Below are 21,260 nucleotides of genomic sequence, written 5' to 3' on the forward strand. Positions count from 1 at the left end.
AGAGGGTTACAGATCAATCGGATTCGGTATCACCGGCCGCCGGCAGTTGGTGACGCCGCAACCACCTCACCAGTCCCGCACCCCCTCGCTCGTACAGCACACCCTTCGCCTGCGTCGACCACGCCGTCCGCTTGGGCTCGTCGCCCGGCCACGTCGTCCTCGCGTACTCGTGCACGTGTTCGGCCGCGTGATACCAGTCCAGGATGCACGACGTGCCCTCGTCGAAGTGTCGATGGACCGCCTCCTCTAGAGCCTGTTATGAACTTGTTTCATCGACCTCTTGGGCCAGTTTCATGACGCGTGTGAGCATGAGGCCCGTGAATGCCACCCAGTGCCACCCGGCCAGAATCTCGGCGGTGCGCTCGTAGTCCCGTGCCAACCGCCGGAACCGAGCCAGCCACCCGAAGCTGCGCTCGACCACCCAGCGCCTCGGCAGCAGCACGAACCCCTTCTTGGCCTCGGGCAGCTTGACCACCTCCAGTCGGATGCCGTGGGCCGCCGCATCCGCCGCCGGCTGGTCCCCGGTGTACCCCTGGTCCACGAACGCCAGGGTGACCGTCTGCCCGGTCGCCTCCTGAACGTTTGAGGACAGATCGAACACCTGCGCCCGCTCTTGTTCGCTGGCGGCCGTCACCCGCACCGCCAGCAGCAATCCCAGCGTGTCCACGGCCACATGCACCTTGGACCCGCGGCGCCGCTTGTACCCGTGAAGTTCCCCACGAAAAGTGGACAGCTTTTAGCGGTGGGTTGGGTTATGCGTTCGTTCGTACTCATCTGGGGCAACGTTAGGGCTCACGCACTATGAAGTGGTGGCCGTGTAAGGGTTTGTGCGTATCACGGGGTCAGGAGGACACCGATGGCTTTGCCCCTGACCAGCGTCTTTGCGGACCTGCCGGACCCGCGAACCGAGACGGCGAACAAGATCCACACGCTGACGGACATCCTGACCATCGCCACCTGTGCGGTGATCGCCGGGGCCGAGGGATGGGAGGACATCGCCGAGTACGGCCGTTCTAAGGAAGCCTTCTTCCGCCGGTTCCTCGAGCTCAAGAACGGCGTCCCGAGCCACGACACCTTCTACCGGGTGTTCACCACGCTCGACCCCGACGCCTTCGCCGACCGGTTCGCCCGATGGACGGCCGAGGGGTGCGAGGCGACCGGGCTGACCCGACCCGACATCGACGGTCCGACCCACGTCGCGGTGGACGGGAAGAGTGCCCGCCGGTCGGCCAAGCCGACGTTCTCTGGGTGCCTGCACTTGGTCGAGGTGTGGGACATCGGGAGCACTGATCCTCGGCCAGCGGTCGGTGCCCGAGGGCGGGCACGAGATCACCACGTTCCGGGACGTGCTCGCCACCCTGGACCTGACGGGGGCGGTGGTGACGCTGGACGCCGCCGGGTGCCAGACCGAGACGCTGGAGGTGATCCGGGCGCGGGGCGGGGAGTACGTGGTGTGCGTGAAGGGGAACCAACCGACCCTGCGGGACGCCATCGCCGGGGTGTTCGACCGGGCGGGCGAGGCGGAGTTCGCCGGGTGCGACGGGCACACGTCGGTGACCGACGCGCACGGCCGGCACGAGGAGCGGAATGTGACGGTGGTGCACGACCCAGACGGGCTGCCGGCCGGTTGGGCGGGTGTCGGCTCGGTAGCCCTGGTGTGCCGGGACCGGCAGGTGACGGGGAAGCCGAACGAGAGCATCGCCCACTACTACCTGAGCAGCCTGCGGGTGGGGGCGGCGGAGCTGGCCGATTACATCCGCCGGCACTGGCACATTGAGGCGATGCACTGGGTACTGGACGTGGCGTTTCGGGAGGACGAGAGCCGGACCGAGGCCGGGCACGCGGGTGCCAACCTGGGGATGATCCGGCGGGTGGCTCTGTCCCTGCTCAAGCGGGCCGGGAAGAAGGGCAGTATCCACACCCGACGGCTCAGGGCGGCATGGGACGATCAGTACTTGGTTCAAGTACTCCAAGGACTCTTTCCGCATAATGCGTAAGCCCTACCATCATCCGAGACGCGGTCGGCAGCTACCTGACCAAACCTCACATCGGCTTTCCAAAACATGGCACCGCGTAACACCTACCAAAGATAGACCGCATTCGTGGCCGCGAACAGTATAAATGAGTCATCGAGGTCGACCTCGCCCGTGCGACCGCACGACCTGCCGGAGCGTGGGCCTCGATGCTGCTCTTACAGTAGCGGCGGAAGACCTGGTAGCCAAAGCAACACAGCCGTCACAAAACGATTGTTCCGGATGGCTCGGGCGTCCCAGGTCAGCCATTGGACCGAACGTTCAAGACGCCACAGAATTGACATTCCTCCGCCGGTTAAGGCACTTCGACGTTCTCTTTCGCCGCCCATTCCCGGAGCATCTTCATCCCGCGGACATTGATCTGTCGCACCCGCTCCTTTGTGATCCCGAAGTGCTGACCGATCTGCTCCAAGGTCATCTCCTCCGAGCCGTCCAAACCGGTGCGCATCCGGATCACTTCACGAGTGCGGGCGTCTAGATGATCGAGCAGCCGGTTCACCCGGGCGCGGGCTTGATCGGCCAGAGCGAGTACCTCTTGCTCGTCGGTGCGAATGTCGGCTTTCGCCTCGAACAACTCGTCGTGCCCCGTCATGTACCGCTGCTTGTGGGTCTTCGCGTCCGGGATGGACCGCGCGAAGTTCTTCATGATCGCCCACGTCGCGTAGGTCGAGAACTTGTTTCCGCGGGCGTAATCGAACTTTTCCACCGCCCGCATCAGCGACAGGTTCCCGTCGCTCACGAGGTCGTCGATGTTCTCGCCGAGAGCGAGCTTCTGCTTCGCCTGGGCGTACACCAACCGCTGGTTGCAGTTGATGAGCACGTCGCGGGTGTCGCGAATACCCTGTTTCAACTGCTCGGCCTTCCTTAATTCTTCCACCGTCGCACGGGCCGGATCAATGGCGCTCTGAAGCTGGTGCAACTTGTGCTTCAGGAAGTTCATCTTCCGGAACACGTGCTGCTCCTGCTCCTTCGTGAGCAGCGGCCACTCGTACAGATGGGCCATGTGCGGCGGCACGTCCTTCGGCGGCGTCTTGCCGGCCCGCTTGGCGTCGAACTCGCTCTGCCCCGGCATCTCGCCGGCGATCTCGGCTTCCTTCGACGGATCGTCGAAGTCCGGGTTATACATGTAATCGATCGGCTGTTGAACCAGTTCTTTGGCGCGCACCTCGTTCACCACGCGGTACATGCTGGTCCGGGTTCGGCCGAATCGTTTGGCTATGGCGCTCACGGTGTCCCCCGCGGGGTTGGCGTTCTTCAGATCGATCTCGTGTTGCCGCTTCGCCATGTAGATCTCCTGCTTTGCGGCCTCACTGAGCGGCCCGGCGGTGTGTGGGTACAGTGCCCTTTCCGGGTGGACGCGGTCAAAATTCTTGATCGTGTACCGCACCGCCTCGGGACTGCGGTGCAACTGGGACGCGATCTTCTTGCTCACCTCGGTCAGCGTCCCGCCGGCGTCACGCAGCTCCCGTGCCAGCTTCAGAATGTCTTCTTTTTCAGCGTCCGTCAGGTGGCTGAACCGGGCGCCTTTCTCCACAAGCACCTTGTGTTCCGCCACGAACTTTTCCACCGCCGCGGTCGGAAACCCGAGCTGGCTCCGCCCGTTGACTTTTACCCGCCGGGCCGCCAGCCCTTTAACGCGCCACCGCGAAATTGTTTTGGTCGAGACGTTGAACTTCTGGCTCACCTCGTCGAGCGTGAGCATCGGTTCAACGGTCTGCTCGACCGGCTGTGCCGGCAGTGACCGCTCGACCCGCCGGACGAACTGCGCGAGATCGTGCTTGAGGCTCTCACCGCTCAGCAGCAAGTCCGGGTGCGCGTCGGAGCGGAATTCGGTGACGCGAAAACAGACATACTGGTACGGATAAGCCTTGCCCGGCTCGATTTCGGTCAGCAGTTTCTGAGCGTTAGCGATCTGGAGCTGCCGGCGCGCAACCGGGGCGAACCGGGTCTGCTGCTCGGTCAGTTCCTTGAGTGCTTGATTCTTGAACGTGTTCACCGGCTCCTCCCGGCCGCGGGCGGTGCCCGCTATGGCTCATCTCTATCTGAACACCGGAACACTGGACTCCGGTGGTAAAATTGGTTCGGTACTCCAACTTGTCATTCGCCAAGGCCCAGCGGGGGTTTTAAAGCCCATTTGCTACCACGAAATACTCTTCACAGCCCGCCGGTCTTACCTAAACGCTTCGGACGGCAGTTCGTGACCGAAAAGCTCGTCTTGTACCAAGCCGTTGGATTGGATACCTTTAACCGTCCTTGAGGTTCACCTGTTCAGGCCATCCATAAGTTTCGAATAGAACGGGATGCCTTGTCGTATCGATCTCGGGGTACGTCTCGTTGCGAAGTCGCTTGTGGAAGAAGCACGTCCCTTGCCAATGAACAAAAGTTGATGCTTCAAAGACAGCCATCTGGTACGCTAGCCATTTAGTGGACTGCACTTACGCGGACGGTTTTTGCCGCGATTATTTATCCGCCAAGCAGTTGAAAGCCGATAGGGTGTCGGAAAGACACTCCGTTTTCTTCAAAGTGCTCCTTTTTGCAAACCGTTCCGTACCACTTAGATCAACTCGCGCCAAGTCTTACATTTCTCCCAATCGCTAAAGAAGCCACAGTTTAAGCGGCCGGCGGAACGAAGCCGATTTCGGCGTAAGTTCATGTCCGACCGGTTCAAAAGTCACTGTAAAATGGTGCGACATTGACCGGTGAGGATGTCATGCGACCAGCCCTTGGGTTAAGCCGAACTGTCTTCTCAGTGCTGCTTCTCGCATCATTCGCGATTCACGCGGCCGCTCAAGAGAGCGTTGTTCTGTCCGAACCGTTCAAACACGGGCACACTACCAAGGTGGACGTGCATGTCAAACTCACCGGAAAACTCTCATTGCCCCCAACCGAGAAAGGGAAACCCGCGCAACTGGTCCCGGTGATCGGTGCCAGCAAACTCACCTACGAGGAGCGGTTGCTCAAGCCTGAAACGGAAGAACTGGCCGAAGACAAGATGCTGCTCAAAACGGTACGGGTCTACCGTGACATCTCTTTCGATCGCACCGTCGGCGAGGTCAAACAGGACGCCGGCATTCGGCCGTCGGTTCGCCGGATGGTGCTGGTGCGTTCCGGGAACCGCAAGGCCCCGTTCTCACCGGACGGCCCACTCACCTGGGGCGAGATCGATGTCGTCCGCACCGACGTGTTCAACCCGGCACTGGTTCCGGGCCTGCTCCCTTCCGCGCCTGTGAAGCCCGGTCAGAGTTGGAAGGCGTCCGCTGCTGCGGTTGCCGAACTGACCGAACTCGAACAGGTTGAAGCGGGCGACATTACGGTCGAGTTCGTGGGCGTCGCGAAACTGAACGGCCGCCGGCTGGCGCGGCTGAAGCTGAACGGGACGCTGCGCGGTGTGAACCTGGACGGGCCGAGCCGCCAGAAGATTGAAGGGACCGCGTACTTCGATCTCGATGCGAGCCTCCTTCATTACTTGTCGGTCAAGGGCACGCACGAGTTGCTCGACGGCAAGGGGCAAACGCTCGGGGCCGTCGAGGGGCAGTTCACGATGACGCGGTCCGCCGTCGCGCAGATGCCCGCCGACCTCTCGGACACGTCGCTGCGCGACCTCACGCTGACGCGCACCGCGGAGAACACGCTACTCCTCTACGACAACGAGGACCTGGGAGTTCGGTTCCTGTACCCGCGGGGTTGGCGGGTGGGGGCGGTGCAGGGCAGACAGGTGACGCTCGATCACGCCCGTGGTGCCGGGGTTCTGATCACGATCGAGCCGCCCGCAAAGGTGCCCTCCGCCGACGACTACCTGAAAGAAGTGAGCGGCTTTCTGGCCAAGCAAAAGGCGCAGATAGCGGCGACCGAAAAGCCAGCGCGGTTGCGTGCCGAGCCGGTGCAACTCGACCGGTTCTCGATCGATGCGACCATCGGCGCCGATAAAGTGCGGCTGGAGTACGCGGTTCTGAAACAGTCCGACGGCGGGGTAACGGTCGCGGCCCGGTTGCCCGCAGACGATCCGTCGGTGCGCCCGGAGGTTACGCGGATCGTCCGTAGCCTGAGTGTAACGAAGAAGATTGAAGAGCGGAAGTGATCGCTCGAACGCCGGCCCTGCCAGTCTCTTTTATGAGAGGTCGGGCCGGCGATGGTTAAGTCGCATAACGACGGGCGCTCACACCACGGTACCGTCCGGGATGATCCCGCCGCGGGGCACGCAGATGATTCCGTCACGGATGTGGAACGATCCGCTCGGGCCGTCCATCTCTTGGACGCCGCTCTCGTTGGTGAGCCGGACCCCGTGACCGATCCGGCAGTCCTTATCCAGAATGGCCTGCGCGATCACGGTGTTGTTGCCGATGTTCAGGTCCGGGCGCCCCTTTTTCTTGTTCTCCTCCCGCTGCGCATCGGTCTCGAACTTGTCGGCCCCAATTACCACCGTGTCTCGGATCGAGCAGTTGTTACCGATCCTGCTCCTGACGCCGACCAGGCTCCGCTCGATCCGCGTGTCGGCCCCGATCACGCACCCGTCGGCCACAACGCTTTGTACCAGCGACGCTCCGTTGATCCGACTCGCCGGCAGGTTCCGCATCCGGGTGTAGATGACGCCTTCAGGCGCGAAGAAGTCGAACGGCGGGTTCGACCCTGCCAGTGCTAAGCTCGCTTCGTGGTAACTCCGGACGGTGCCCAGGTCCTCCCAGTACCCGTCGAACAGGTGCGCGCAAATGTTCTTGGTCTTATAGTTCCGGGGGAACACTTCTTTGCCGAAGTCGGTCGCGAGCGGTTTAGCGGTGAGCAGCTCGTACAGGACCGGCGTTTTGAACAGGTAGATCCCCATGTTAGCGAGGTAGTGGCGGTTCCGGCACTCGATCCCGCGGCGCTCGATCCACTCCGCCGACGTGTAGTACGGGGCACGCTCTTCCGGCGTTTTGGGCTTCTCCACGAACCCGGTGACGCGACTCTGGGCGTCCATGCTGAGCAGGCCGAACCCCACTGTATCGCGTTCCGGCACCGGGATCGCGGCGAGGGTGATGTCGGCCTTGCACGCCCGGTGCGTTTCGAACAGTTGGCGGAAGTCCATCCGGTACAGCTGGTCGCCCGAGAGAATGAGCACCTCGTCGGGGTCTTCGCGCTCGATGTAGGACAAGTTCTGCCGCACCGCGTCCGCGGTGCCCTGGTACCAGTCGGCGCTCTCGTTGGTTTGCTGCGCCGCCAGCACCTCGACGAACCCCTTACTAAACATGTCGAACTTGTAGGTGTTCGCGATGTGCCGGTGGAGGCTCACGCTGAGGAACTGCGTCAGCACATAAATGCTGTGCAGCTCACTGTTAATGCAGTTCGAGATCGGGATGTCGATGAGGCGGTATTTGCCCGCCACCGGGACCGCCGGCTTGGACCGGGATTTGGTGAGCGGGAACAGCCGGGTGCCCCGGCCGCCCCCCAAAATGATGGCCAAGACGGAACGCATGATGCGGAGCCTCGGAGCGAGCTGAACGAATGGGGCCGGGTGGACTGGAGAGCCGGCCGTCTGAAGTGGATGCTAACAGGGTGCCGATCGTTGACCTAGCCGAAACTCGGAAGGTCGCAACTCGTACAGTCGGGGTCGGTGCAGTTGCGCCGCGGCCCCCGACTGTACGAGTTGCGACATTTGGATACCGGGCGGGGCGTTAGGCTTTACGCGGGAGCACGTTCAACCAGAACTCGACCTTCCCGACGCGCACGTCGTCCAACCCGACCGATACGAGCCCTGGCGTCCAGCCCTCCGCGCTCTCCCACGGGACGTGAAGGTCCAGGCTCAGCCGGTGCGGCTGCCCGCGCCATTGGCACTTCATAAGGGCCTTGCCGACTCCGGCGTTCGCGACCGAAACGTGGACCGCCAGCTCGGCCCCGCGTGCCACCTCGCGAGCGAGGTACCCGGTGCCCACTTGCTCCGCGTCGCCCTGAAACGCCCGGGACAGGGTGCGGACGCTCGCCACCGCATCTGGGGGGTGCAGGAAGATCGTGAGCCGCACCGTTTGGCCCGGGGGGGCTGCCGACGGGCCGAACACGGTGACCTGAACGGCGTCGCGGGGCGCCTTCCAGAACAGCACGTTCCGCCTCAACGTCTTCCACATCGCCGAACTGGCCGGCGGCTCCCCGGGCTCCCCGGGCGGCGGGGGCCGCCGCGCGCCGGCCGCCCCGGGTTCCTCGTCGGCCGTGTGCCACTGGACCGGGGTGGGCGCCGACAGCCGCGGGTCCGGGGGCGGGGGGAGCGCCCGCCGCTCGCGGCTCCCGTCGTTCATCGCGCCGAGCAACCGATTACCCATCACCGGTCCCTCCGAAGGCACTTGCGGCACGGGCGACGGAACGGCGAGCGAACGTTCGGCCGCGCGGGCCGAGCCGGGGGCGTTGCGCGGGGTGTCGGCGCACTCGTGCGCCAGCGGGAGCGGGCCGGGCACCGTTTCGGGCGCCTCCGGCAGGTCGAACGTGACGGACGCGTCGGAGTCGTCGCGGGCGGCCGGACGCAGCACCCCGGACCCGCTCTCGGTCCACGAGATGGCCCCGCTGCCCGCCCCCCCCTTCTGCAACCGCGACAGCAGAAGCGACTCGAGCTCGATCTGATCGGACGCCGAGGGGTCCGAAGGGGGCGCGAGCGCCGAGAGCTGCTCCTCGACTTCCGCGAGCGACGCGAACCGGGCGGCCGGGTCCGGGTGCATCATCCGCTCGAGCACGGCGGCCAAGTCGTGCGGCACGCTCGTGTTAACCACTGCGACCGACGGCGGCGCCTCGCTCCGCTTGGCGCGGAACTGCTCGGCGAGCGTCGGGTGCGGGTACGGGGCCAGCCCGGTGAGCGCGAAGTACCCCACCGCCGCCAGCGCGTACTGGTCGCACGCCGGGGCGGCGCTCAACGGGTTGAGTGCCAGCTCGGGCGCCCCAAACGACAGCACCCCGGCCGCCGCGAAGGCCGCCGACAGGGAGTCGAGCAGCGCCTCGTCCGCCTCCAGGCTCTGCGCCAGAAGCGCGCCGGCCCCGAGCTCGAGCAGCCGGGGCAATCCGTCTTCGGCCAGCCGCACGCAGTCTGGGGTCAGCGCCCCGTGGGTGACCCCGCGGGCGTGGCACGCCGCGAGGGCATTCGCGAGGTGCCCCAGGAGGGCGATCGCGTCGCCCGGGGCGAGCGGGCCGTTGCCTTCCACCAGCTCAGCCAGTCCGATTCCGTCGGCGTGCGGCCAAACGAGGTAATGGAACCCGTTGGCCGAATCGACTTCGACGAGCGGCAGCACCGCCGGGTGAATGGGGCCGGCCGAGAGCGCCCGGGCGAGCTGCTTCGCTTGCCGCGCCCGCCACAGCGACCGCAGCGGCGTCACCCGCAGCGCGAACCGCCCGGGGTGCGCCACGTGGGTCGCGGCGAACAGCGGCCCGAACGTGCCGCGCCCGGCGGGGCCGGTGAGCCGGTACGGGCCGAGGGCCAGAACCGCACTCTCTCCCGCCCGCACCCGCGACGCCTGAAACGGCGTCAGCGCGCCGCGGGCGGCGAGGAACTCCACCAATGCGGCCGCCGTGCCGCCCGGGAACTCGGCCACGAGCGCGGCCAACTGGTCCAGGTCCACGACCCGGCAGCGGACCAACTCGTCGGCGAGGGTCGCAGCGTCCTTCGCGTTCGCGGGCGCAAGGGCCATTGGTGCGGTTGGGGTTGCTCGGGCCGGAGCTGAACATTGCGGTCGGGTACAATTCGGCGCGCCGTGGCGTGCCCCCGGTACAGCCTAGTACACGTTTCCGGTTGTAACGATATGAGGGCGCACAGGCGCGACCGTAACCGTTCGCGCCCGCATCGGTGTCAGGTTCGTGGATAAGAATCGTGTCAGGTGCCAGCGCCGTGGGCGTTCCGCTGCCCGATTTTCCCTCCTCATAATGAGCGGATGTGGCGGATCGGCCCGGTGGTGCCCCAACGCATCCCGATCTGCTTCACCCGCGGGGAGCACCCGCCCTGGGGCGCCGGGAGCACTATTTGCTGCCTTCCGTTTGTCCCACCCAAATTTCGTGACGCCCACACTTCGAGCCGTCCGGAGAGGGGCGTGGGTTAGGTTCTTCACCCCGTAGCCGCTGCGCGGTATCCTCTCTCCCATGTCACTCACTGTTCTCGCACTCGCATCGTACTTCAAAGGCAACCGGTTCCTCGAACGGCTCAAGGCCGAGGGGTGTACCGTGTACCTGCTCACCGTCGAGACGGCCCTGGGCGAGCCGTGGGCGCGGCACGCCTGCGACGACGTGTTCGCGGTCAAGACCTTCCTGGACAGTCGCGCACTCGTCAACTCCGTCGCGTACATCATGCGGACGCGCAAGATCGACCGCGTCGTGGCCCTCGACGACTTCGACGTGGAGGTCGGCGCGCACCTGCGCGAGCACTTCCGGCTCACCCACACCGGGCACAACGAATCGACCGCGCGCTACTTTCGCGACAAGCTCGCGATGCGGGTCCGCGCCCGCGAACTCGGCATCCGCATCCCCGACTTCACGCCGGTCTTCAACCACGACGACGTGCGCGCGTTCCTGGCGCGGGTGCCGGGGCCGTGGCTCGTCAAGCCGCGGTCGGAAGCGAGCGCGGCGGGCATCCGCAAGCTGCACACCGCCGACGAGGTGTGGAGGCGCATCGACGAACTGGGCGACGATCAGTCGTTCTGCTTGGTCGAGCAGATGGTGCCCGGCGACCTGTTCCACGTCGATTCGCTGGTCGCGAACGGGAAGGTGATCTTCGCGGAGGTGAACGCCTACTGGCGGCCGCTGCTCGACGTGTACCAGGGCGGCGGCGTGTACGCGACCCGCACGGTGCCGCGGGAGCACCCGGAAGTGGCGGCGCTGAAAGCGGCCAACGCCCAGGTGCTCGACGGGTTCGGGTTGGGCTGGGGCGCGTCGCACACCGAGTTCATGAAGGCGCACGCCGACGGGCAGGTCTACTTCATAGAGACCAGCGCCCGGGTGGGCGGGGCCAACACGGCCGAAATGGTCGAACACGCGACCGGCGTGAACCTGTGGTCGGAGTGGGCGCGGCTCGAAGTCTGTCGCGGGACCGACCACTATGAACTGCCCCAACTGAAGCAGAAGTTCGGCGGGGTGGTGATCTCGCTCGCGCGACAGGAAGAGCCCGACACGTCCGGGTTCACCGACCCGGAAATCGTGTATCGGCTGAAGATGAAGAACCACATCGGCTTCGTGGTCGCTGCCGACACGCCCGCGCGCGTCGAGCAGCTTTTAACGGCGTACATGGACCGGATCGCACGCGACTTCGGCGCGGTGCTTCCCGGAGCCGACAAGGTCTCGACTTGACGGCCCCGGGCTTGCAAGGCGTGACGGGTTACTTTGCGGGCGGAACCTCGAACGCGACCCCGGCGAACACCTTCACGAACTCCGGCAGGGGCGCCCGGAACTGGCCGTTCTTCGTCGGGTACCCGTGCTCCAGGCCCGGCTTCCCCTTCGGCGTGAACGACTGCCCGTGCGGGTTCCAGAGCACGATCTCGTCGGTTTTCGGGTCGAAGCCGATCACCGCGTAGGCGTGGTTCCCGTCCACGTTGGGCACCTTGGTCCCGCCGCTCGCGGTGCCGCACGTCACGAGTCGCTTTTCCGCGAACGCGGCGGTCAGCTTCTTGCGTAGATCGTCGAGCTTGGCGCCAAATTCTTTTTCGCTGAGCTTTTCTTCCTTGGCGAACTTGCAGGAGAACCGTTCGATCGGGTGCCCGGTAACGACCTCAATAGTGCTCCCGGCCGAACCGCCCTTCGCGAGCAGGTCGATCAGCGACGCCGGCTCGCCGTCGCCCTTGGCCTTTTCGACGCGCAGCAGCCCGACCGCCTTTTCGTACACGTTCACCCACACGCCGTCCGGGCCGGTGGTGGCGGTCAGCGCCAGTTCCGCGTCGGTAAGCGCGGGGACCGCTACGTCGCGCGCGCCCAACCGCACGAGGTACGATCCGTCACTCTGCTTGCGAATCATCTGCACGATGTCTTTAGGGTTGCGACACACCATCGAGCCGAGCGGGGCGAGGCAGAAGCAGTCGCCGAGCCGCCCCTGGTGGAGCGTTTCGAGGCTCGGCACGCCCTTCGGAAACAGCTCACGGTTCGCGCCGGAGATGCGTTCCAGGGCGGAGTTGTACATGCCGTTCAGGTTGGGGCGGTCCTTCGCGGTGCTGGCCGCGAGTTCGAGGATCGCCTCTTTCGTGAGCGCCGGCAGTTTCGTTTTCGTGTTCCGCACCGCCCGCTTCAATGAAACGACGGCGGCCGCGTCCGCGCCCTTGATCTCGGGGTTGGAAACGGCGCGGTCGATCTCTTCGCGGGTGAGGGTGCCGTTCTTGTCAACGTCCCACTTCGGGAACGACTCCTTCACCCGATCGGCGAAGGTGGGTTTTGGTGTGTCGGCCGCGCCCGCAGTAGCGACGCACAGCAGGAGCGTGAACGCGACGAGGTGACGCGCGGTCATTGGATGGGTGATCCGGGGTGGGATGAGAGGCTCTCTAACCAGGATCACGACAACGGCGCGCCGGCGGTGACAGGCGATTCCCACAACACGGACGGCCGTGCTGACCGAGACGCGGGCGCCGCGCACGGCCCTTTAGTTTGACCGTAAAGCCGTTCGCCGGCCGCCCATCTGCCGGTCTGGCGTTGACCCTCCACGCTTAGCTCCTGTGAGGCCCGACGAAGCCACAAACAGGAGAGCGATTCATGTCCGACGCGATTCACGGCCTGCTCGATCCGAAGAACTGCACCATCATCTTTATCGACCACCAACCCCAGATGACGTTCGGGGTCACCTCGATCGACCGTCAGGCGCTGCTGAATAACACCATCGGACTTGCGAAGGCCGCCAAGGTGTTCAACGTGCCTGTGATTCTCACCACTGTTGAAACGGAGGCCTTCAGCGGGAACATGTGGCCCCAGCTCACCGAACTGTTCCCGGGGCAGAAGCCGATCGAGCGGACGAGCATGAACTCGTGGGGCGACAAGAAGTTCGTCGCCGAGGTCGAGCGGATCGGCCGCAAGAAGCTCGTCATCGCCGCGCTGTGGACGGAGGTGTGCCTCGCGTTCCCGGCGATCCAGGCGATGGAAGCCGGGTACGAGGTGTACGCCGTTGAGGACGCGTCCGGCGGGACCAGCGAGGTGGCCCACCGGTGCGCCATGCAGCGGGTCGTTCAGGCCGGGGCCGTCCCGGTCACCTGGCAGCAGGTGATGCTCGAACTTCAGCAGGACTGGGCGCGGCGGGAGACCTACGACGCCGTCATGAAGATCGCGCTGGAGCACTCCGGCGCGTACGGCCAGGGCGTGGAGTACGCCTACACGATGGTCCACAAGCAGCCGCCGTACCCGACCCGGCTCAAGGCGGGGCACTGATCCGATGCCCGCCGATCCCGTCACAGTGGTCGTCACCCGCGTGGTGCGCCCCGGGCACGAGGAGGCGTTCGAGCGGGCGCTCCGGGAGTGGGTTCCGCGGTCCGTGACGCATCCCGGTCACCTCGGGGTGCTCATCCTCCGCCCGCCGGCCGGCGGGCGTGAGTACGGGGCCGTACTCCGGTTCGAGTCGTGGGGCGCCTGGGAGAACCTTCGCGATTCGGACGACTACCGGGCGTTCCTGGAAGCGATTCGGGACCATCTGGAACACGACCCGCGGGTCCATACGGCCTCCGGCCTGGAAGCGTGGGTCGCACCCGCCGGAGCGGCGTTCGTACCCGTGCCGCCCCGGTGGAAGCTCGCTCTGCTGACGTGGGCCGGGGTCAATCTGACGGCCCTGGCCCTGACCTTCATTCTCGCCCCGTTCACGGCCCGTCTTCCTTGGTTTGTGGGCTTCTTGATCTTTAACGCGGCCGTGGTCGCCGGCCTGACGTGGGTCGTCATGCCGGTTTTGAGCCGCGCGGCCCGCCGGTGGCTCCAAGGGCCGCCCGCCGGCCCCGGCCACGCACAACGGAGAATGCCGATATGACCGCGCCGGATCTGATCCTTCACAACGGCAAGATCACCACCAACGACACGCCAAGCGAGGTCTCGGCGATTGCGTTCGCCGGAGGACGGGTGGCCGCGTCCGGTACCGACGACGCCGTTCTGAAAGCTCGGGGGAGCGCGACCCGGGTCGTCGATCTGGGCGGCCGGCGCGCGATCCCGGGGCTGAACGACTCGCACCTGCACCTCATCCGGGGCGGTCTGAACTTCAACCTGGAACTCCGCTGGGACGGGGTGCCGTCGCTGGCGGACGCGCTCCGGATGCTGACGGAGCAGGCCCGGCGCACGCCGGCCCCGCAGTGGGTGCGCGTCGTGGGCGGGTGGAACGAGTTCCAGTTCGCCGAGCGGCGGATGCCCACGCTCGCCGAGGTGAACGCGGCGGCGCCGGACACCCCGGTGTTCATCTTGCACCTGTACGACCGCGCCATCCTGAACGCCGCCGCACTCCGCGCCGTCGGGTACACGAAAGACACGCCCGAGCCGCCCGGCGGCGAGATCCAGCGCGACAGGAACGGGAACCCTACCGGTATCCTCATCGCCCGGCCGAACGCGATGATCCTGTACGCCACGCTCGCGAAGGGGCCGAAGCTCGGGCCGTCGGACCAACTGAACTCGACCCGCCACTTCATGCGTGAGCTGAACCGACTCGGCGTGACCAGCGTCATCGACGCCGGCGGCGGGTTCCAAAACTACCCGGACGATTACGAAATCATCGAAGACCTGCACCGCCGCGGCGAGATGACCGTGCGCGTGGCGTACAACCTGTTCACCCAGAAGCCGAAGGAGGAATTTGAGGACTTCTCCCGGTGGGTCGCGATGACGAAGCCGGGATCGGGGAGCGACTACTACCGAATGAACGGCGCCGGGGAGATGCTCGTCTTCTCCGCCGCCGACTTCGAGGACTTCTTGGAGCCGCGCCCCGATCTCGCGCCCGGCATGGAGGGCGAACTCCACCGGGTAGTGAAGCTCCTGGCCGAGCACCGATGGCCGTTCCGGCTGCACGCCACTTACGACGAGTCGATCGGGCGGTTCCTCGACGTGTTCGAGGCGGTCGACCGCGAGGTGCCGTTCGCCGGCCTGCGGTGGTTCTTCGACCACGCCGAGACCGTTACCGAGCGCAACCTGGAGCGGATCAAGGCCCTCGGCGGGGGGATCGCCGTTCAGCACCGGATGGCGTTCCAGGGCGAGTATTTTGTGGACCGGTACGGCCCCGGGGTCGCCGCGCACACGCCGCCGATCCGCAAAATGCTGGAAATGGGCATCCCGGTCGGCGCCGGCACCGACGCGACGCGGGTCGCGAGCTTCAACCCGTGGGTGTCGCTGTACTGGATGGTGACCGGCCGCACGGTGGGCGGGCTCGCGCTGTACCCCGAGGCGAACCGGCTCGACCGGGCGACGGCGCTGCGGCTGTACACGCAGGGCTCGGCGTGGATGTCGGCCGAGGACGGGCAGAAGGGCGCGCTCGCGGTCGGCCAGCTCGGCGACCTGACCGTGCTCTCGGCGGACTACTTTACCGTTCCAGAGAACGAGATCCGGGGCATCGAATCGGTGCTGACCGTGGTGGGCGGCAAGGTGGTGTATGCCGCGGGCACGTTCGCGCCGCTCGCCCCGGCGCCGCTTCCGGTTTCGCCCGACTGGTCGCCGGTCGGCGTGTACGGCGGGTACTACTCCGGCGGGCCACAGGCGGGCGCACCGGCGCCGGCCCGCTGCTGCGCCCAGGGGTCGAAGTCTCACGGGCTGTTGCACCGCCTGTTCGGCCCGGCCCCACAGACGGGCGCCGATCCGTTCTGGGGAACCGGCTGCTCGTGCTGGGCGTTCTAAGGCGTTCGGCGTGAGGAATGTTACCCACGTTGGGTGTCTTGGGCCGGATGGTGATGTCGCAGTAGGGGAGGGGATTGGACCGCTCCAGCCGGGCCTCGATCGGCTTCATCTGAGACTTCGGATGCGGTGGACCCGGGACGGCGCGCAAGCCATGTTGGATGTCCGCCGCGAGTACCTCAACGGGTCGTGGGTGCCGATTCCGGCGACGAAGGAGCACCCGCGTCGGGCCGATGACGAGTACGAGCGAGCCGGCACCGCGAGCCTCTTCATGTTCTGTGAGCCGTTGGCCGGGTGGCGCCAGGTGCGCGCGGGGGAGCACCGGACGAAGGTGGATTGGGCCATCGAGATGGCTGCGCTGTTGAACGGCCGGTACGCGACGGCGGGGGCGGTGATCCTCGTATGTGACAACCTGAATACACACACGATCGGTGCGTTCTACGAGGCGTTCGATGCGGAAACGGCTCGGGCGCGGGTACGCCGGTTGGAGTTCCGCCACACGCCCGACATGGCAGCTGGCTCAACATCGCGGAGAACGAGTTGAGCGCGATGACCCGCCCGTGCGTCCACGGGCGCCGGTTCGAGACGAGCGACGTGTTGCGGGACCAAACGGCGGCGTGGTCACACCACACCGATGGCACCCAGCGCGTCGTCGATTGGCAGTTTCGAGTCGACGACGCGCGAGCCAAACGGGCCTCGCTGTACCCTAAAATCAAAACCTGACGCAGCAATAGTAAGTTGGCGCACGAATATTCCCCTCGGAGGTTAGACGATGAGGGGTTGGTGTAGCAGAAATGCTTCGGCGGTGCATGAAACAAAAGGACCGGCCGCAAATCATCGAGGCGTCGCCCATTCACCTCGGTGACCGCGGCCGGTCTGAATGAACTATATTCCCGTGTGGGCAGCGGGATCAAGGCCTCGCCACCGAAAAAAATGGGCACCTGAGAGGTCGCTGACGGACTCTCGGACAGTCGACGCGCGTCACCGTTTGCTTAGGTGGTTGGCGGAAAATGCTATGAATCGGTGTGGTGCGTCGCATGGTGAAAAAATTCGGCCCACCACTCGGTAACTGTCATACGGCGACCCTGCCGCTGTACTTCGTCCGTCCGGTGGCCGGTTGTGTTGCGCGCACGCGATCACGTTCCGGGATCGCCTTCGGAACACCGCCCGGGTCCGGGTCGGAAGCTGTAATGCTTCCCCGGCCCGGGCGGTTTTATTTCTCGAGCGTTTACGAATCGCCCGACGGTTGTCGCGTTCTAAAGGTGTGAGCCCGAACCCAAACCGAACGCTACTCCTGCCGGTCTCGCTTGTGCGACCCGGTGGGACTCTACACACGCCCGAACTCGAGGTTCCGATGTCTAGCGCATCCAAAGTCGAAACGCTTTCGGAAGTCGCGCCTGTGGCGGCGGAAGCGGCCAACCGGCCGCGCGAAGCCGCGATCCGGGTTGCCGTACTCGCTGCGTTGGGGCGCCCGGCCCAATTGCTGAAGGTGGCCGTGCTGCCGCTGTGGGGGAGCAAGTTCCGCGTCAACGTGTGGACCGGTGAGAGCGAGACCGGGAACCGGATCCCGAACAGCTACTTCGTGACCGCGGACGAAAAGGGCGCGATCCTTCAGTCCGACCCGCCGCTCCAGAAGCTGTACTGATACCGAATGGCGCCGCCGCTCCCACCGGACGGAGTTCTTGTGAGGGCGGTGTGCGCCGACGGCCGCCTCGCTTCCGAGACGGCCGCTTTCCGTGGCCGGGATGAACTCGTGCCAAGTCGGCTAAGCTGTTGCACTCGGATTTTGCTGCAAGTGGTTCGTAAATCGAATCGGGCGCCTCGGCAGATGGTTGCGAACCGCGCGATTTGGTATCACCTCCTTTCTCCCTCTCGAGCCGCTCTATCACTTCGAGCGGTTGCCGCTCCGGTGCCGGGCCGGCTGAGAGAATAATCTTTGGGACAGCGGTTCGCGGCGCAACGGGCCGCGCCTTCTGTTCGATCCGTTCGGACCTGTTGCTGACCCTGCGGGTGTCGGTCTCTTCACCCTGGGGCGGGGGCGGGGGCGGGCCGGTCGGGGTGAACTCTGTTTCACCGTCCCCCCGGAGACCGTTGATGTCCACGGCCCGTCAGCCGGCCGACGATAAGACCGAGCGGCTCCTGCCGGTCCCCATTCGGGGCGCGGCGGGCGCGGCGGGCGCCGCCGGTCCGCGCGACCCGGACGCGACCGGGCCGGTGGCGCCCGCGGGCGGGCTGCCGACCGTGCGCGGCTACGAACTGCTCGGCGAACTCGGCCGCGGCGGGATGGGGGTCGTGTACCTCGCCGTGCAGCAGGGCCTGCGCCGCCGCGTCGCGATCAAGATGCTGCCGCCGGGCGCCGCCGCGAACCCGCTCGATGTGGCCCGGTTCTTTGGGGAGGCGGAGGCGGTTGCTGCCGTCAAGCACCCGCACGTCGTGCAGATCCACGAGTTCGCCCTGCACGAGTCGCGGCCGTTCATGGCTATGGAACACCTGTCGGGCGGGTCGCTCGCGGCGCGCCTGCGCGCCGGCCCGCTGCCGGCGGACGACGCGGCCCGGCTCGCGGAGAAGCTGGCCCGGGCGGTGCAAGCGGCGCACGAGCAGGGCGTGGTGCACCGCGACCTGAAGCCCGGCAACGTGCTGTTCGACGCGGAGGGCGAGCCGCGCGTCACGGACTTCGGGCTGGCCAAGCACGGCGCGTCCGACCTCACCCAGACGCGGGAGGTGATGGGCACCCCGGCGTACATGGCCCCGGAGCAGGCGAGCGGGCGCACCAAGTACGCCGGCCCCGCCGCGGACGTGTACGCGCTCGGGGTGATCCTGTACGAGTGCCTCACCGGCGCGCCCCCGTTCGAGCACGCCGGCGCCGACGCGTGGCCGGTCCTCCACCGCGTGATCCACGAGCCCCCGGCCGCCCCGAGCCGCGCCGCACGGGTGCCGCTCGACCTGGACCTCATTTGCCTGCGGTGCCTGGAGAAGGGGCCGGCGGACCGCTACCCGACGGCGGCCGCCTTGGCCGACGACTTGGCGCGGTTCCTGAACCGCCAGCCCGTGTCCGTGCGCCCGCCGGGGCCGGTCGAGCGCGGGCTCAAGTGGGCGCGGCGCCGCCCCGCCGCCGCGACCGCCTGCGCGGCGGCCGCGGCCCTGACCGCGGCGCTGGCGACCGGTGCGGTGGTCGTGGGGTTCTGGCTCCGCGCGCTGGACGCGCAGCAGAAAGCCGAAACGGCCAACCGCGACCTCCGGGACCAGATGGCTCAGACGGACGAGGCGCGCGAGAACGCGCTCCGGCGGGAGGGCGAGGCGAAACGGGCCGAGCAGCTCGTGTCGCTTCAGAAACGGGACATCGAACAGGCGCTCCGCGGCGAGAGGGCCGCCAAACAGTCGCTCCAGGGGGCGCAGCAGGAACTGCTCCGCACCAAGTACTACCACGACGTCGCGCTCGCGCACCGCGAGTGGGGCGAGGGGAACGTCGAGCGCGCCGACCAGCTCCTGGCCGCCTGCCCCAAGGAGCTGCGCGGCTGGGAGTGGTGGCACTGCCGGTCGGTGGCCCACCCCGAGGCGGCTGCGTTCGTCGTCCCCAAGTGCCTGGACCTCACGTACTCGCCGGGCGGGGCGCGGCTCGTCGTGCTCACCGACGACGCGCAGGTGGAGTACCGCGATCCGGACTCGGGCGCGCTGCTCAAGCGGGTCCCGGTGCCGACCCGCGCGCCCCTGCGGCGGTGGCTGTCGGCGGACGGCCGGCGGCTGCTGACCGCGGCGCTGGACCCGAAGTACGACCACGAGCCGCTGCCCGCGGACCGCTCGCGCGCCAGCGCGGCGGACGTGCGGGACGGCGAGACCGGCGAACTGCTCGTGAGCTGGAACAGCGTCGACGGGGTGTTCCCCGAGTGCGCCGTGTCCGCCGACGGGGCGGTCGCCGTCATCAGCGGGGACCAGGAGAACTCGCGCGCGCGGTCCTACGACCTGAAGACCGGCCGGCTGATCGCGGAGCTGCCGGAGCGCCTGTCGTCCCCTTACGCGGCGCTCACGGGCGACGGCAAACTCGCGCTCGCCGTCACGATGGACGAGGAGCGGTTCGTCTCGACGACGCTCTGGGAGACGACCACCGGTCGGGTGGTGCAGCGGCTCCGGTGCGCTCACAACGGGCTGCCGGTCTCGATGTCCCAGTCGGCCCTCTCCCCCGACGGCGCCCACGTCGTGTTCGCGAGCGACAAGGGCGACCTGGGCTTTTGGAAGGTGGGGCAGCCGGCCCCGTTCCGCTATTTGACCGGCACGCACACCGGGGGCGGCTGCCGCATCGCGTTCTCGGCCGACGGGAGCCGGTGCGCCACCGCCGGCGGGGAGGACGGGATCCGCGTCTGGAAGGTCGGTACGGGCGAGCCGGTCGGCACGCTTCACGGGCACCGGGGCCGCGTCAACAAACTGCTGTTCCACCCCACCCGGGACGAACTGCTCACGCTCGACTCGCTGGGGCGGTGCAAGGTGTGGCGGGGCGGCGGCAGCCGGGCCGTCGGTTCGTTCGAGCCGCCCACCCCGTGCCCGGTCCCGGTCGCGGTCAACGACCGCGCCGATACGATGTTCGTGCCGCACATTTTCCCCGACCAGGCGAACGCGCTGCTGTTCCAGCGGGCGGGCGCGAAGCGGACGCTCGTTCCGAAAGCGGAGGGCGTCGCGCACCACCTGTTCCAACCGGGCGGGAACCTGCTCGCGGTTGCGACCGCGGGCGAGGCGAGCCCGGTGCTCCGGCTCCTCGACGCCGCGACCGGCGCGCCGGTGCGCGCGATCGCCACCCCGGCGCCGCTCGGGGCGCTCGCGTTCTCGGCCGACGGCTCCCGCGTGGCGGGCGCGCTGGTCGGCAACGAGCTGATGGCGTGGGAGGTGGCGACGGGCAAAGAGCTGTTCAGGGCCACCGGCCCGCCCGTCGCGGGCGTCGGCGCGATGTCGGGGGACGGAACCCGGATCGCGTGGGCGTCGGCGGTCCGGTTCGCCGCCATTTACGACGTGGCGAGCCGGCGCAAGCTGTGCGGGCTGCGGCTGAACCCGCCCGCAGCGATCTGCGCCGCGGCCCTGAACCGCGACGGCTCCCGGATCGCCCTTGGGACGGCGGACCGGATGGTGTACCTGTTCGACGTGCCGGCCGACGGGGCAGGGCAACTCGTGCCGCTGGAGGCGGACACGGCTCTTGCGCACGCGGCGGCGGTGCGCGCGCTGGCGTTCTCCGCGACCGGCGACCGGCTGGTCAGCGGCAGCGACGACGGGACCGTCAAAGTGTGGGACCCGCACGCGCGGCACGAGATCCTCGCGCTGAAGCTGCCCCACCGTGAGCCCGTGCGGCGGCTGCTGTTCTCACGGGACGGCAACCGGCTGATCGCGGTCGGGGAGACGCGCGGGGCCGTCATCTTCGATGGCACGCCCGCGCCGTGACCCGCGCGTCACACCGCGCACCGCCGGACACTCCTCGGCCGCTTCACTTCT

General features: G+C 67.1%; 14 protein-coding genes and 2 pseudogenes. 11 read left to right on the forward strand and 5 right to left on the reverse strand.

Annotation, left to right across the window (positions count from 1 at the left end; translation table 11 throughout):
• Positions 1 to 256 precede the first annotated feature (256 nt).
• Positions 257 to 721, reverse strand: a pseudogene (locus tag R5W23_RS30930) (transposase); the annotation flags it as partial.
• A gap of 135 nt (positions 722 to 856) precedes the next feature.
• Between R5W23_RS30930 and R5W23_RS32850 the strand changes: the two are divergent.
• Together R5W23_RS32850 and R5W23_RS30935 are read left to right on the forward strand one after the other, a co-directional pair.
• A pseudogene (locus tag R5W23_RS32850) lies at positions 857 to 1,219 on the forward strand (ISAs1 family transposase); the annotation flags it as partial.
• Positions 1,220 to 1,307: 88 nt separating this feature from the next.
• On the forward strand, positions 1,308 to 1,997 hold the full coding sequence (locus R5W23_RS30935) for an ISAs1 family transposase (RefSeq protein WP_320689715.1): 690 nt from the start codon (positions 1,308 to 1,310) through the stop codon (positions 1,995 to 1,997).
• A gap of 331 nt (positions 1,998 to 2,328) precedes the next feature.
• On the opposite strand, the gene R5W23_RS30940 is transcribed toward R5W23_RS30935, so the two are convergent.
• A complete protein-coding gene (locus R5W23_RS30940) occupies positions 2,329 to 4,029 on the reverse strand; it encodes a sigma-70 family RNA polymerase sigma factor (protein WP_320689716.1) in 1,701 nt (566 codons plus the stop codon).
• Between the two features lie 879 nt (positions 4,030 to 4,908).
• Between R5W23_RS30940 and R5W23_RS30945 the strand changes: the two genes are divergently transcribed.
• Positions 4,909 to 6,111, forward strand: a complete 1,203-nt coding sequence (locus tag R5W23_RS30945) for a hypothetical protein (protein WP_320689717.1) — start codon at positions 4,909 to 4,911, stop codon at positions 6,109 to 6,111.
• 78 nt (positions 6,112 to 6,189) lie between these two features.
• Here the strand turns inward: R5W23_RS30945 and R5W23_RS30950 are convergent, their stop codons facing one another.
• Entirely contained in the window at positions 6,190 to 7,482 is a 1,293-nt protein-coding gene (locus tag R5W23_RS30950) for a glucose-1-phosphate adenylyltransferase (RefSeq protein ID WP_261190513.1), read from the reverse strand.
• A gap of 199 nt (positions 7,483 to 7,681) precedes the next feature.
• On the reverse strand, positions 7,682 to 9,670 hold the full coding sequence (locus R5W23_RS30955) for a protein kinase domain-containing protein (RefSeq protein ID WP_320689718.1): 1,989 nt from the start codon (positions 9,668 to 9,670) through the stop codon (positions 7,682 to 7,684).
• A 445-nt stretch (positions 9,671 to 10,115) separates the two neighbouring features.
• Between R5W23_RS30955 and R5W23_RS30960 the strand changes: the two genes are divergently transcribed.
• Positions 10,116 to 11,315, forward strand: a complete 1,200-nt coding sequence (locus R5W23_RS30960; RefSeq protein ID WP_320689719.1) for an ATP-grasp domain-containing protein — start codon at positions 10,116 to 10,118, stop codon at positions 11,313 to 11,315.
• A gap of 28 nt (positions 11,316 to 11,343) precedes the next feature.
• On the opposite strand, the gene R5W23_RS30965 is transcribed toward R5W23_RS30960, so the two are convergent.
• Positions 11,344 to 12,459 carry a C2 family cysteine protease gene (locus tag R5W23_RS30965; protein ID WP_320689720.1) on the reverse strand — a complete coding sequence of 372 codons (1,116 nt, stop codon included), beginning with the start codon at positions 12,457 to 12,459 and terminating at the stop codon, positions 11,344 to 11,346.
• A 242-nt stretch (positions 12,460 to 12,701) separates the two neighbouring features.
• Here R5W23_RS30965 and R5W23_RS30970 point away from each other — a divergent pair, with 242 nt between their 5' ends.
• From R5W23_RS30970 to R5W23_RS31000, 7 genes are all read left to right on the forward strand, one after another.
• Positions 12,702 to 13,367: a hydrolase gene (locus R5W23_RS30970; protein ID WP_010040221.1), complete on the forward strand. Its 666-nt coding sequence runs from the start codon at positions 12,702 to 12,704 to the stop codon at positions 13,365 to 13,367.
• Between the two features lie 4 nt (positions 13,368 to 13,371).
• On the forward strand, positions 13,372 to 13,953 hold the full coding sequence (locus R5W23_RS30975; RefSeq protein WP_320689721.1) for an antibiotic biosynthesis monooxygenase: 582 nt from the start codon (positions 13,372 to 13,374) through the stop codon (positions 13,951 to 13,953).
• Complete coding sequence (locus R5W23_RS30980) at positions 13,950 to 15,791, forward strand: amidohydrolase (RefSeq protein ID WP_320689722.1); 1,842 nt, start codon at positions 13,950 to 13,952, stop codon at positions 15,789 to 15,791. The genes R5W23_RS30975 and R5W23_RS30980 overlap by 4 nt, the downstream gene beginning before the upstream one ends.
• A 121-nt stretch (positions 15,792 to 15,912) precedes the next feature.
• Entirely contained in the window at positions 15,913 to 16,332 is a 420-nt protein-coding gene (locus tag R5W23_RS30985) for a hypothetical protein (RefSeq protein WP_261190110.1), read from the forward strand.
• Between the two features lie 5 nt (positions 16,333 to 16,337).
• Positions 16,338 to 16,511 carry a hypothetical protein gene (locus tag R5W23_RS30990; protein ID WP_261190109.1) on the forward strand — a complete coding sequence of 58 codons (174 nt, stop codon included), beginning with the start codon at positions 16,338 to 16,340 and terminating at the stop codon, positions 16,509 to 16,511.
• A gap of 631 nt (positions 16,512 to 17,142) precedes the next feature.
• A complete protein-coding gene (locus R5W23_RS30995) occupies positions 17,143 to 17,433 on the forward strand; it encodes a hypothetical protein (protein WP_261190108.1) in 291 nt (96 codons plus the stop codon).
• A gap of 449 nt (positions 17,434 to 17,882) precedes the next feature.
• Positions 17,883 to 21,209: a WD40 repeat domain-containing serine/threonine-protein kinase gene (locus R5W23_RS31000; protein WP_320689723.1), complete on the forward strand. Its 3,327-nt coding sequence runs from the start codon at positions 17,883 to 17,885 to the stop codon at positions 21,207 to 21,209.
• The last annotated feature ends 51 nt before the right edge of the window (positions 21,210 to 21,260 follow it).

It is taken from the genome of Gemmata algarum, from assembly GCF_034097035.1.
Lineage (GTDB): Bacteria > Planctomycetota > Planctomycetia > Gemmatales > Gemmataceae > Gemmata > Gemmata algarum.